General features: G+C 68.4%; 11 protein-coding genes. 7 read left to right on the forward strand and 4 right to left on the reverse strand.

The window, feature by feature from the left end; translation table 11 throughout:
- Positions 1-13: 13 nt before the first annotated feature.
- A complete protein-coding gene (locus AC1DQ3_RS01870; protein ID WP_477118461.1) occupies positions 14-901 on the reverse strand; it encodes a crotonase/enoyl-CoA hydratase family protein in 888 nt (295 codons plus the stop codon).
- Positions 902-1108: 207 nt separating this feature from the next.
- Here AC1DQ3_RS01870 and AC1DQ3_RS01875 point away from each other — a divergent pair, with 207 nt between their 5' ends.
- From AC1DQ3_RS01875 to AC1DQ3_RS01885, 3 genes are all read left to right on the forward strand, one after another.
- Complete coding sequence (locus AC1DQ3_RS01875) at positions 1109-2086, forward strand: NAD(P)H-dependent flavin oxidoreductase (protein WP_477118462.1); 978 nt, start codon at positions 1109-1111, stop codon at positions 2084-2086.
- A gap of 5 nt (positions 2087-2091) precedes the next feature.
- Positions 2092-2553: a PaaI family thioesterase gene (locus AC1DQ3_RS01880; protein WP_477118463.1), complete on the forward strand. Its 462-nt coding sequence runs from the start codon at positions 2092-2094 to the stop codon at positions 2551-2553.
- A 174-nt stretch (positions 2554-2727) separates the two neighbouring features.
- Positions 2728-3906 (forward strand): acetyl-CoA C-acetyltransferase, encoded by a 1179-nt coding sequence (locus AC1DQ3_RS01885; RefSeq protein WP_477118464.1) that lies wholly within the window; start codon positions 2728-2730, stop codon positions 3904-3906.
- Positions 3907-3984: 78 nt separating this feature from the next.
- On the opposite strand, the gene AC1DQ3_RS01890 is transcribed toward AC1DQ3_RS01885, so the two are convergent.
- The 3 genes from AC1DQ3_RS01890 to AC1DQ3_RS01900 form a co-directional block, all read right to left on the reverse strand.
- Positions 3985-4689, reverse strand: a complete 705-nt coding sequence (locus tag AC1DQ3_RS01890) for a histidine phosphatase family protein (protein WP_477118465.1) — start codon at positions 4687-4689, stop codon at positions 3985-3987.
- A 177-nt stretch (positions 4690-4866) separates the two neighbouring features.
- Positions 4867-5865, reverse strand: coding sequence for a Bug family tripartite tricarboxylate transporter substrate binding protein (locus tag AC1DQ3_RS01895; protein ID WP_477118466.1), 999 nt, complete (start codon positions 5863-5865; stop codon positions 4867-4869).
- 141 nt (positions 5866-6006) lie between these two features.
- Positions 6007-6699, reverse strand: coding sequence for a TetR/AcrR family transcriptional regulator (locus AC1DQ3_RS01900; RefSeq protein ID WP_477118467.1), 693 nt, complete (start codon positions 6697-6699; stop codon positions 6007-6009).
- Between the two features lie 157 nt (positions 6700-6856).
- Between AC1DQ3_RS01900 and AC1DQ3_RS01905 the strand changes: the two genes are divergently transcribed.
- The 4 genes from AC1DQ3_RS01905 (at position 6857) to AC1DQ3_RS01920 (ending at position 12358) form a co-directional block, all read left to right on the forward strand.
- Entirely contained in the window at positions 6857-7663 is an 807-nt protein-coding gene (locus tag AC1DQ3_RS01905) for an IclR family transcriptional regulator (RefSeq protein WP_477118468.1), read from the forward strand.
- An 87-nt stretch (positions 7664-7750) separates the two neighbouring features.
- On the forward strand, positions 7751-9919 hold the full coding sequence (locus AC1DQ3_RS01910; protein ID WP_477118469.1) for an acetate--CoA ligase family protein: 2169 nt from the start codon (positions 7751-7753) through the stop codon (positions 9917-9919).
- Between the two features lie 101 nt (positions 9920-10020).
- A complete protein-coding gene (locus AC1DQ3_RS01915; RefSeq protein ID WP_477118470.1) occupies positions 10021-11031 on the forward strand; it encodes a Bug family tripartite tricarboxylate transporter substrate binding protein in 1011 nt (336 codons plus the stop codon).
- Between the two features lie 25 nt (positions 11032-11056).
- Positions 11057-12358 (forward strand): DUF1254 domain-containing protein, encoded by a 1302-nt coding sequence (locus AC1DQ3_RS01920; protein WP_477118505.1) that lies wholly within the window; start codon positions 11057-11059, stop codon positions 12356-12358.
- Positions 12359-12433 lie beyond the last annotated feature (75 nt).

The raw sequence follows: 12433 nt of genomic DNA on the forward strand, positions 1-12433 counted from the left end.
GCTCTCCGTGTGCTCAGATAAAAGGCGGCTCGTTGCCCCAGTCGAAAAAGTCCGGCATATCCTGCGAGACGCGCTCGGGGAAGCGGGCCGGGCGCTTCTCCAGGAAAGCGCTGACGCCTTCCTTGACGTCCGCCGACTGGCCGCGCGACTGGATCGCGCGGCTGTCCAGCCGGTGCGCCTCCATCGGGTGGCTGGCGCCCGCCATGCGCCAGATCAGCTGGCGCGAGATCGCCACCGAGACCGGCGCCGCGTTGTCGGCGATTTCGCGGGCCAGCGCCTGCGCGGCCGGCAGCAGGTCTTCGGGCGCGTGCACGGAGCGCACCAGCCCACGCTCCAGCGCTTCCTGCGCCGAGAACACGCGGCCGGTGTAGCACCATTCCAGCGCGGTCGAAATGCCGACCACGCGCGACAGGAACCACGACGATGCCGCCTCCGGCGTGATGCCGCGCCGCGCGAACACAAAGCCGAACCTGGCGTCGGTGGAGGCCAGGCGGATATCCATCGGCAGTTGCATGGTCACGCCGATGCCCACCGCGGCACCGTTGACCGCGGCGATCACCGGCTTGAGGCTGCGGAAGATGCGCAGCGCCACGCGCCCGCCGCCGTCGCGGTGCGCGGCTTCCTTGCTGGCGCCGTAGCGCTTCTCGTAGTCGAAGGTGGAGCCGCCCGAGGACAGGTCGGCGCCGGCGCAGAAGGCGCGCCCGGAGCCGGTGACGATCACCGCGCGCACGTTGTCGTCCGCATCGGTGGCGTCGAAGGCATCGATCAGGTCCTGCATCATCTGCGCGGTGAAGGCGTTGAGCTTGTCCGGGCGGTGCAGGGTGATGGTGGCGACACCCTGGTCAACGGCGTATTGCAGGGTCTCGAAGCTGGAGGGAGTCGTGGAACTGGAGTTGCTCATGGCTGGCCTTGGCTGCTCGAATGGGTTGATGGTTAAGGTAGTGCAGAATCATGCGCCTGCAATCGTCGAATCCGACGAGGTAGGCGCGGCCGCCTCGCCGTAGACTGGCGCCAGCACGCCTGGCGGCGAGACCGCACCGCGAGCAGGCAAGGCCGGCAGAACATAGAACATAGAACTCTTGAACGACATGAAGCGAGAAGAAACCTCATGAAGACGCGCATCACCGAATTGCTGGGCACCCGCTATCCCATCATCCAGGGCGGCATGCAGTGGGTAGGCTACGCTGAAATGGCCGCCGCGGTATCCAACGCCGGCGGTCTCGGCGTGCTGACCGCGCTGACCCAGCCCACCCCCGAGGCGCTGGCCGCCGAGATCCGCCGCACCCGCGAACTGACCGACCAGCCCTTCGGCGTCAACCTGACCCTGCTGCCCTCGATCAACCCGCCGCCATACGCGCGCTACCTCGACGTGATCATCGAGAGCGGCATCAAGGTGCTGGAAACCGCAGGCAACAATCCCAGGGAACATATCGCGCGCGCCAAGGCCGCCGGCATGAAGGTGATCCACAAGTGCGTGGCGATCCGCCATGCGCTGTCGGCGGAGCGCCTGGGCGTGGACGCAGTGTCGATCGACGGCTTCGAATGCGCGGGCCACCCCGGCGAGGACGACGTGCCGGGCATGGTGCTGATTCCACTGGCGGCGCGCCGGCTGGGCATTCCGGTGATTGCCTCGGGCGGCATCGCCGACGGGCGCGGCATGGCGGCGGCGCTGGTGCTGGGCGCGGAGGGCATCAATATGGGCACGCGCTTTTGCGCCACGCGCGAGGCGCCGATCCACCGCAACGTCAAGCAGGCCCTGGTGGATGCCAGCGAGCGCGACACCAACCTGATCTTCCGCACGCTGCACAACACCGCGCGCGTGCTCAAGAATGCCGTCTCCGACGAAGTGGTCACCATCGAGCGCCAACCCGGCGGCGCCCGGTTCGAGGACGTCAAGCACCTGGTGGCGGGCGTACGCGGCAAGGCCGCGCTCGCCGCCGGCGAGACCGATGGCGGCATCATCAGCGCGGGCCAGTGCGTGGGCCTGATCGACGATATCCCGACCTGCGCCGAGCTGATCGAGCGCATGGTGGCCGAGTGCCGCGAGCAGCTTGGCGTGGCTTCGCGCTATTTCAAGGCGGCATGACCGGCATGGCTGAATCCAACCAACTTCCCGGCGCTGGCGGAGCCGATGCCACCGACGCCACCGACACAGTCCCGCCGGGCTTCGAGCCCATGCGTGCCAGCAGCGGCTTTCTCGCCCATCTCGGCCAGCTCTACGTGGACCGCGAGCGGCGCGCGGTGGGCCTGCGCATCGGCAAGCATCACCTCAACCCGCTCGGCATCCCGCACGGCGGCATGCTGGCCACGCTGGCCGATACTGCCATCGGCATGATGATGGCGATGGAGGGCGAGCGCAAACCGCTCGCGGTGACCGTCAATCTCAGCCTGGATTACTTCGATGCCGGCCGCGTGGGCGAATGGATCGAGGCGCATGTCGCGTTCGACAAGATGGGTTCGCGGCTGCGCTTCGGCCATTGCCACGTGATGGCTGGGGAGCGCTGCCTGTTGCGCGCCACGGCCATCTTCTCGGTGCTGGCACCCCGCACCTGAAGGGCAGCAACCGGCGCGCGGGACCGCCGGCGCCGCGCAATCGTCGCTTCCGACGACGCCGGGCGCCCGGCTGCTGCGCCAGAATCCGCAACAGGCTGGCGAGGCTTGCCGCGCCATTCCCGGCGCGCGGCCACCACGGGCGGTTCGCCCGGAACGACGATAAGAGGAGAACACATGGCAGAGGCATACATCGTAGCGGCCGCGCGAACCGCGGGCGGGCGCAAGGGCGGGAAGCTGGCGGGCTGGCATCCGGCGGATCTGGCCGCGCAGGTCTTGAACGCACTGGTGGAACGCAGCGGCGCCGATCCGGCGCTGATCGAGGACGTGATCATGGGCTGCGTGGGCCAGGCCGGCGAGCAGGCCGGCAATGTGGCGCGCAATGCGGTGCTGGCCTCGCGCCTGCCGCAGAGCGTGCCCGGCACCTCGGTCGACCGCCAGTGCGGCTCGTCGCAACAGGCGCTGCATTTCGCCGCACAGGCGGTGATGTCGGGCACCATGGACATCGTCATCGCGGCCGGCGTGGAAAGCATGACGCGCGTGCCGATGGGCCTGCCCTCCACGCTGCCGTTCAAGAACGGCCTCGGCAGCTCGATGAGCCCGGCCATGCAGGAGCGCTATCCCGGCGTGAAGTTCAGCCAGTTCACTGGCGCGGAGATGATGTCGCGCAAGTATGGTTTGACGCGCGACGACCTTGACCGCTACGCGCTGGAAAGCCATCGCCGCGCCATCGCCGCCACGCAGGCGGGGCGCTTCAGGGACGAGATCGTGCCGGTAGCGGTGCGCGCCGCCGACGGCAGCGGCAATGGCGAACTGCACACGGTGGATGAAGGCATCCGCTTCGAGGCCAGCCTGGCGTCGATCGGCAGCGTCAAGCTGATCGAGGAAGGCGGCACCGTGACGGCTGCCAGCGCCAGCCAGATCTGCGATGGCGCCGCCGGGCTGATGGTGGTCAACGAAGCCGGGCTCAGGAAGCTGGGCGTCAAGCCACTGGCGCGCATCCATCATATGTCGGTGCTTGGCCACGATCCCGTGATCATGCTGGAAGCACCGCTGCCGGCTACCCTGCGGGCGCTGGAAAAGGCCGGCATGAAGATCGGCGATATCGACCTGTTCGAGATCAATGAAGCCTTTGCACCGGTGCCGCTGGCGTGGCTGCAGGCCACCGGGGCCGATCCGGCGCGCATGAATGTGCATGGTGGCGCCATCGCGCTGGGCCATCCGCTTGGTGGCTCGGGGGCGAAGCTGATGACTACGCTGGTGCATGCGCTGCATACGCATGGCAAGCGCTATGGCTTGCAGACCATGTGCGAAGGCGGCGGCATGGCCAACGTGACCATCGTGGAACGGCTGTAAGCCTGCAGACGCGGGTGGACTGTGGAAGGTGGACGGTGGGCGATGATGCTCACCCTCCGTCCGCTCGCCCGCACGCCGTTATGCGAACGTGATGGCGTGCCTGCGGTCCGCCCGCTCCAGGTGGGGCAGGCTGTTGAAGCTGAGCAGCCGCTGTGTGCCGCGTCCGGCGATGATTTCGCAAAAAGCCGTATTGCGGAACTGCAGGTTCAACTCAATCGCCGTCTGTGGCGGCGCGCCCAGCAAATCCGCTATAACGCGCCCGATGGCGCCCCCCGAACTCACCACCAGCAGCGCGTCTTCACGCGCCGCGCCTTCCGTGGCATGGGCCAGGCTGGCGCGGACACGTCCGCCAAACTCCGCCCAGGATTCCGGCATGCCAACCAGCTGGTCCAGCGTCCACGCCTGGTAAGCCGCGCGGAACGTCCTCCAATAGTCGTTGTAGTCGGTATTCTGGTGGGTTCGATGATCCGCGCCGCCTGTATGGCTGCGATACAGTGCCTCGCCATCGTGTTCGTTCAGGCCGGGGTGCGTCTCGATGCGCGCCTTGATCGCATCGGCAGTTTCGACCGGCACATCGCCGGCCCCCATGCCGGCCAGGATTTCCAGCGCCGTGTCTTGCTGGCGGACCAGTGAACCGGCCACCACCCGCTTGAAGGAGACGCCGCGCTCGCGGAAATACTCGCCCAGCCAGCGGGCTTGCTGCCGGCCGGTGTCGGAGAGGCAGTCGTAGTTGGCGGCGCCGAATGAGGCCTGACCGTGCCGTACCAGGAAGAGCGTTGCCATATGTGATGTCGGCACCCGAAGGCGCCGCCGGAAGCGAAGCGGAAATGGGCACGCGGCGCCAAGGCGCCGCGCGAAGGTGCAGTCATTGTAGGGTTGCGGCGGACAGCGGCCAAGGGAAGCACCGCCGGATTCATAGCGGCCATTTCTGCGCTGCATTATCCCGTCCCCGGGCCGGCCTCAATCCAGTGTGACCCCCGTATCGGCGGTCAGCTTGAGTACCCCCGGCAGGTAGGCCTTGTAGGCGCTGACGGCCTCGGGCGGCAGGTTGCCGATCGGCTCGGCGCCCATGTCCTCGATACGCTGGCTGATCTCGGGCGACTTCACCAACGCGCTGACCTCGCGGCCCAGGCGGTCGACGATGTCGTTTGGCGTGCGCGCCGGCACCAGCAGCGTGATGGGGCCGACCAGCTTGTAAGGCTCGTCGGGGTAGCCGGCCTCGGCAAAGGTCGGCACGTCGGGCAGCGCCTTGGCGCGCCGGGTGCCGGTGACGGCTAGGGGACGCAGCTTGCCGCTGGCGAAGTGCTGCTTCAGCGAGGTCACCGAGCCCACCGTCATATTGACCTGGCCGGCCAGCAGGTCGCTCACCATGGGGCCTTCGCCGCGATAGGGCACGTGCAGGATATCGACGCCGTAGGTCTTGTCGAGGTAGGCCTGGATGGTATGCGGCTGGGTGCCCGGCCCCCAGGAACCCATGCGCAGCTTGCCGGGCTCCTGCCTGGCATAGGCGATCAGGTCCGCCACGGTCTTGACCGGCAGTGCGCCGTTGACGGCCAGCACCGTGCGGGCCATCGCCACGTCGGAAACCTGGCGCAGGTCGGCGCGCGGATCGTAGGGCAGCTTCTTGTAGAGGGCCAGGTTGGCGGTGATCGGACCGGGAATGGTCAGCAGCAGGATGTAGCCATCGGGAGCGGATTTGGCGACATAGTCGGTGCCGATGATGCCGCCCGCACCGCCTTTGTTCTCCACCACCACGGTCTGTCCCAGCCGCTTGCCCAGCCCTTGCGCCAGCGTGCGCGAGAGCGTGTCGGTCAGGCCGCCCGCGGGGTAGGGCACGATCAGGTGCAGGGGCTTGCCGGGGTAGCCGGCCTGGGCTTGCACGGCTACCGGCAGCAGTGCCGCGCACGCGCACGCGAGCAGGGCGGCAGCTTTCCCGCAGAACGGGCTGCGTAATGTCATGGTTTGTCTCCTCGGGTTTTATTGGATTCGGCGCGCGCTCCGAGCGAGTGCGCGCGCCGATAGGGGTATTTCCGCAGTATTTCCGGGTAATGCGAGGCGGGAGTCATGGGCGGGACGATTTGCCCGCGGCGGCTCGTGGCGTCAGGCCGGCATGGCCAGGTAGCCCGCCACCAGGCGCGTCATTTCGCCAGGCAGCCGTTCGTCGTCCAGCGGCAGCGGGCCGGCACCGTTGAGGATGGCGTTGACCACGATGCTGAACACGGCCTGCATGGCAAAGCGCACCCGCATCTCGGCCTGTTCGGCCGGCATCGGCAGGCGCGGCACCAGCAGGGCCACCACGCGCTCCACCACCGCCTTGCCGCTTTCCTGATGCGGCAGCCATTCTTCCGGGCGGATCGAGGCATGCTTGAGCGACGCCTTGATCACGCCGCGATTGGAGTGGCAGCCCAGCACCACGTAACGCATGATTTTTTCGAGCATGACGTCGGTGGGCACTTCCTCCCAGCGCTCCACGCGCAGGTAACGCGCCACCGATTCGCCGGTTTCCTGCATGACCAGTGCACGCAGTGACTCGAAAAACGCTTGTTTGTCGCGAAAACGGCCATAGAAGGCCCCCACGGACACTTCGCAAGCGGAGGCGATCTGGGCCACGGAAACTGCCGAGAAATCCCGCTGCGCCAGCAGTTCGCGGCCCGCATCCAGCAGGGCTTGCTCGGTCTCGCGGGCGCGCCGCTGGCGCGGCGGTTGCAGGATCGAAGGGGTGGCCACGGTGGGGAAGGCGGAAGTCTCCTTGGCGGGTTTGGCGGGGGACGCGGCAGAGGACGAGATGGGCATGGCAAATTCCGTATGCGAATTCGGATTCGATTTTGTGAACCTTATGGCTACCACGAAGTTTCGTCAAGAGCAGGTCTATATTTCCAATATATGGAAATCAATTCCGATCTTTGACACAGAAAAAAGTCGCACCCACACTGCGGAGCAAGGAGACAAGATGAACACGCCAGTTGAACAATTCATTGCCGAGCGCCGGAAGGACGACCCGTCTTTCGGCGGTTTGCTGGCCAAGGGGTTTGCGCTGCTGCGCTGCTTCATCGACGAGCCGCGGCCGCTTGGCAACGGCGAACTCTCCGAACGCCTGCAACTGCCGCGCGCCACCGTATCGCGCATCTGCCGCACGCTGTTCGAGCTGGGTTACCTCGACTGGGACCCCAAGCTCGACAAGTACTTCGTCGGCGCCCAGGTGCTGGCGCTGGGCTATCCCTACCTGACCGGCCTGCAGGTGCGCCATGTGGCGCGGCCGTTGATGCAGGCGCTGGCCGACCGCATCGCGGGCGCGGTCTCGCTGGGCGTGGCGCACCGGCTCGACGTGACCTACCTGCTGACCTGCACGCATAACGAAGGCACGCCGGCACGCCCCGGCGTGGGCGCGGTGCGCTCGGTGTTGAACACCGGCATGGGCCGCGCCTTCCTGAGCACCTTGTCCAAGGCGGAATTCGAAACGTTGATGCTGGCCGCGCGGCGCGAACGCCCCGAGGAATACGCGGCCTGCTACGACACCGTCTGCCACAACGTGGCGCATTACCCCAAGCGCGGTTTCGCCACCAACGAAGGCGACGCGGGCAGCAACGTCCATGGTGTCGGCGTGTATTCGCGCATCGTCTACCTGAACCGTCCGCTGCTGTTCAACTGCGCGATCTCGGCGTCGCAGTTGCGGCGCGGCATGCTGGAAAAGAAGATCGCGCCGCTGCTGATGGAGATGACGCGGTCGATCGAATCGGCGGCGGGGCTGCGGCAATAGCAGCGCTGCGCCACACGACACAAAGGCAGCGCCGGCACAGGCGCCCTACCCAAAAACAAGCCTTCAAGGCAATCCGGAGACCAAGCCATGCCCGATCTAGACTCCTTGCTGAAACCGCGTTCGGTCGCGGTCATCGGCGCGTCCACGCAACCCGACAAAGTGGGCGGCATGCCCATCCGCCTGCTGCGTGAGCTTGGCTATGCCGGGCGCATCTACCCCGTGCATCCGAGCGCCGGCGAGATCCAGGGCTTGCGCGCGCACCCGTCGCTGGCCGCCATCGGCGAGGCCGTTGACCTGGCCATCGTGGCGGTGCCCGCCGTGGCGACCGAGTCCGTGATGGCGCAGCTGGCGCAAAACCGCACGCGCGCCGCGATCTTCTTTACCTCGGGCTTTGCCGAAGTGGGCGGGGAAGGCCTGGCCATGCAGCTGGCGCTGGCTCAAAGCGCACGCCGGCACGGCGTGGCCCTGCTGGGCCCCAACTGCCTGGGCGCGATGAATTTGCGCGAGCGCATGTTCGCCACCTTCTCGCCGATCCCGCTGACGGGCGCGCCACCGGTGGGCGACGTGGGGCTGGTCAGCCAGAGTGGCGCGTTCGGTGCCTACGCCTTCGCGCTGGCGCGCGAGGCCGGGCTGGGCCTGAGCCACTGGGTGACCACCGGCAACGAGGCCGGCCTGCAAGTGGCCGATGTGATCGAATGGATGGCGCAGGACGATGACACGCGCGTGATCCTGGCCTATATCGAAGGCTGCCGCGACGGCGCGCGCCTGCGCCAGGCGCTGGCCGCCGCGCGTGCCGCCGGCAAGCCGGTGGTGATTACCAAGGTGGGCACCACCGAAGCTGGCGCGCGCTCGGCGCAATCCCACACGGCGAGCCTCGCAGGCGAGGACGCGGTCTACCAGGCGGTGTTCGACGAATACGGCGTGCACCGCGCCCATACGCTGGAGGACTTCTTCCGGCTCGGCTACACCTTGTCGCGCGGACGCCGTCCGGCGCGCTGGCACAGCCCCGGCGGCCTGAGCGCGGATGCGGTGGCCCCCCTGGCCATCGTCACGGTGTCCGGTGGCGTGGGCATCATGATGGCCGATCGCGCCGAGCAGCTGGGCATGCCGTTGCCGCCCATGCCGGCGGCTGCCGCGCAGGCGCTGCGCAAGAGCATCCCCTTTGCCAGCACCGCCAACCCGATCGACGTCACAGGCCAGGTGGTGGCCCAGCCCGCCGTGCTGCTCGATGCGATGGCCGGCGTGGCCACCTGCGGCGAGTACGGCAGCGTGGTGGCCTTCCTGGCCGGCGGCGCCAACGCGCCGCGCCTGTGGGATGCACTCCAGCGCACCATCGCCGCGCTGCATGAGGACAAGCGCGCCGCGCCGCTGCTGCTGTCCGGCGTGGTCGACGACGAAAAGCGCGCCTGGCTGGAAGCCCACGGCTGCCTGGTGTTCCGCGAGCCGGCCCACGCCATCGAGGCCGTAGCCGCGCTGGCCCGCGCGGCGGCGCTGGAAGCAAAGGCCGCAAGGCCGCCGGCAACCGAACCTGTTGCGCCAATGGCTTCGCTTCTGCGCGGGGTGCCGGGAGACGCCAGCGCACTGTCCGAATTCGACGCCATGCGCCTGCTGGCGGACGCCGGTGTGCCGGTGGCCGAGCACGGCCTGGCCCGCGATGCCGACGAGGCCGTGGCGCTGGCGCAGCGCGTTGGCTACCCGGTTGTCGTGAAGCTGTGCTCTGCGCATGTACTGCACAAGAGCGACGTGGGCGGCGTGGCCCTCAACCTGACGGACGCCGCCGCCGTGCGCAAGGCCTTTGCGCAGATGCAGGCGGCACTGGCGCGGGCCGATGCCGGCGTGCCATTCGAGGGCGTGCTGGTGGCACGCATGGTGCGCGGCTGGGGCGAACTGATGGTGGGCGTGCGGCGCGATCCGGTGTTCGGACTGGTGGTGCTGGCCGGCATCGGCGGCACCGCCGTGGAGATCTTCCGGCAGATGGCCTTTGGTCTGGCGCCCCTGTCGCCGGAGCGCGCGCTTGCCATGCTCGAGCAAAGCCGCGCGGCGGTGCTGTTCGGGGGCCATCGCGGCAACCCCATGCTGCCGTTGGCGCAGGCCGCCGACTTGCTGGTGCGCGTGTCGCAGGTGGCCGCCGCGCTGGGGCCCAGGCTCGATACGCTGGAAATCAATCCTTTCATCATCGGCGCGGATGGCCCGGTCGCGGCGGATGCCGTGATCACCTTGCTGCCGGCGGGAGCATCGGCGGGCGCATCGGCGTGAAGGAGATGGCGTAGCACAGCAACGTATTGCCACCGCGCAACTGCATACCGGCGCAGACCGGACGCGCGGATGGGCTCGAACCAGAACAGGAGACAAGCATCATGCATTTGCAAGCTGCAAGGAGCGCGCGCGTGCCGGCGGCCGGCGCACTCGCCTTCGCCATAGTGACGGCATTGGCCGCCGCACCGGCCCACGCCGCGCCAGCGCAAACGGCGAAATATCCCGACAAGCCGATCCGCCTGGTCGTGCCCTTCCCGCCCGGCGGCGGCACCGACGTGATCGGCCGGCTGGTGGCCGCCAGGCTGTCGACCGCCCTGGGCGGCACGGTGGTGGTCGAGAACGTGGCGGGCGCCACCGGCACCATCGGTTCCGCGCAGGTCGCGCGCGCCGCGCCGGACGGCTACACGCTGCTGCTGGGCATCTCCGCCACGCACGCGATCGCGCCGTCGATCTTCCCCCGGCTGCCCTACGATCCCTTGCGCGATTTCGTGCCGGTGGGGCGCCTCGCCTACGGCGGCAATGTGCTGGTGGCGGGGCCGGGCTTCACGGGCAAGGACCTGCCGGCGCTGATCGCGCTGGCCAAGCGTCCCGGCGCCGACCTTGCCTATGGCTCGTGGGGCCCTGGCTCGGGCGGCCACCTGGCCGGCGAGAGCCTGAACGCAAGCAGCGGCATCCATCTGCGCCACATCCCTTACAAGGGCGTGAGCCCGATGCTGACCGACGTGATGGGCGGCACGCTGCCGGTAGCCATGTCCGACCTGGCCGGCACCTTGCCGCTGATCCGCAGCGGCAAGGTCCGGGCGCTCGCGGTCACCGGCTCGGAGCGCTCGGTGGCGCTGCCCGACGTGCCGACCTTCGCCGAGTCCGGCGTGCCGTTGCGCATCGATAGCTGGTTCGCGCTGTTCGCGCCGGCCCGCACGCCGGCGGCCATCGTCGATCGGCTGGAGCAAGCCGTCGACGCCATCATGGCCGAGCCCGCCATGCAGGCGCAGGCCGCCACGCTGGGCATGCGCTTCACCCCGCAGCCGCGCGCTGCCTTTGCCGCGCAGATGCAGCAGGACATCCGTGCCTGGGCCGCTCTCGTCAAGACCAGCGGCGCGGCCCTCGAATAAACCGTCAGGAGACACACACATGAACATGAACCCTCCCCTTGTCCCGGCCACGCAGGCCAACCCCCAGCAGGCACTGGTAGCCGGTGCCGCGTTTCCGCTTGCGATCTACGGCTATGCCCTCATGGAGACGCTGCGCACCTGCCGCCTGCAGACCTCGATTGCCGCGGCCACCGGCTACGGCCGCGCGCCTGTGAATACCCTGTCGGCGAGCGAGCGCCAGTGGACGCACGAGGACCGCGACATCGTCACCCCGGCCAACGACCTGCTGTACTTCTGCGGCTGGATCAACCTCGCCGATGGCCCGGTAATGCTGCGGATTCCGCCGCTGCCCGATGCCGGGCGCTATTACGTGATCGAACTGCTGGACGTCCACACCAACAACTTCGAGAACCTGGGCCCGCGCAACGTCGCTGCCGAAGGCGGCGAGATCGAACTGGTCGGACCGGGCCAGCAGGCCAGCGGCAGGCACGCGGTGCAGTGCCCAAGCTCGCTGGTCTGGCTGCTCGGCCGTGTGCTGGTACAGGGGCCGCAAGACCTGCCGGCGGCGCGTGCCTTCGAGCAAGGCTTCGCGCTCACGCGCACGCCGGGCGCAGCCCGTCCGCACTGCGTGGAGCAATGGCGCGACAGCGGCCGGCCCGCGCTGGACTTCTTCCATAACCTCTTCAACGCGCTGCGCGAGTTTCCGCCGGCAGCGGAGGAAGCCGGCCTGCCGACCCTGTTGCGCAAAGTGGGCATCCGGCTGGAAGACGAGATCGATCTGGCTGCGTTGCGCCCGGCAGTCGTCGCCGGGCTGGAGAGCGCCTACGCGCAGGCCATGGCCGTGATCGAGGCGCATACCCGCAGCCAGGGCCGCAAGAGCTGGGGTTACAGCCTCAAGCTGGGCATGTACGGCGACGACTGGCTGCAGCGCGCCTGCACCGCGATGAAGGGGCTCGGCGCCCTGCGCGCCGACGAGGCGATCTACGCCATGGCCGATTTCGATGCGGATGGCGCGCCGCTCGATGGCCGCCACCGCTACGAACTGCGCTTCGCGCCAGGCATGCTGCCGCCCGCGCAGGCGTTCTGGTCGGTGTCGCTGTATGGCGAGGACCGCTATTTCAGCGCCAACGAAATCGGGCGCTACGCGGTGGGGGACCGCACGCCGGGCCTGCGCATGGAAGCCGACGGCAGCCTGGTGATTCCTGTCTCGCATGCCCGCCCGCAGCAAGAGGACAACTGGCTGCCCGCGCCCGCCGGGCCGTTCTACCTGATCCTGCGGCTCTACCATCCCGCGCCGTCCTTCCTGGAAGGCCAGTACACCATCCCGGCAGTGCACCGCATCGATTGAATCGACGAACTGACGCCGCTAGTGCCGCTAGTGCCGCTAGTGCCGCTAATTCCGCTAATGCCGTTAATGGAAACC

It is taken from the genome of Cupriavidus sp. 01T418 (assembly GCF_056398885.1).

Bases quoted from the DNA above. Each gene is read 5' to 3' on its own strand.
- AC1DQ3_RS01890 (WP_477118465.1), bottom strand. From the start codon at position 4,689: ATGGCAACGCTCTTCCTGGTACGGCACGGTCAGGCCTCATTCGGCGCC.
- AC1DQ3_RS01905 (WP_477118468.1), top strand. From the start codon at position 6,857: ATGAACACGCCAGTTGAACAATTCATTGCCGAGCGCCGGAAGGACGAC.
- AC1DQ3_RS01920 (WP_477118505.1), top strand. From the start codon at position 11,057: ATGAACCCTCCCCTTGTCCCGGCCACGCAGGCCAACCCCCAGCAGGCA.
- AC1DQ3_RS01895 (WP_477118466.1), bottom strand. From the start codon at position 5,865: ATGACATTACGCAGCCCGTTCTGCGGGAAAGCTGCCGCCCTGCTCGCG.
- AC1DQ3_RS01900 (WP_477118467.1), bottom strand. From the start codon at position 6,699: ATGCCCATCTCGTCCTCTGCCGCGTCCCCCGCCAAACCCGCCAAGGAG.
- AC1DQ3_RS01910 (WP_477118469.1), top strand. From the start codon at position 7,751: ATGCCCGATCTAGACTCCTTGCTGAAACCGCGTTCGGTCGCGGTCATC.
- AC1DQ3_RS01875 (WP_477118462.1), top strand. From the start codon at position 1,109: ATGAAGACGCGCATCACCGAATTGCTGGGCACCCGCTATCCCATCATC.
- AC1DQ3_RS01915 (WP_477118470.1), top strand. From the start codon at position 10,021: ATGCATTTGCAAGCTGCAAGGAGCGCGCGCGTGCCGGCGGCCGGCGCA.
- AC1DQ3_RS01885 (WP_477118464.1), top strand. From the start codon at position 2,728: ATGGCAGAGGCATACATCGTAGCGGCCGCGCGAACCGCGGGCGGGCGC.
- AC1DQ3_RS01880 (WP_477118463.1), top strand. From the start codon at position 2,092: ATGGCTGAATCCAACCAACTTCCCGGCGCTGGCGGAGCCGATGCCACC.
- AC1DQ3_RS01870 (WP_477118461.1), bottom strand. From the start codon at position 901: ATGAGCAACTCCAGTTCCACGACTCCCTCCAGCTTCGAGACCCTGCAA.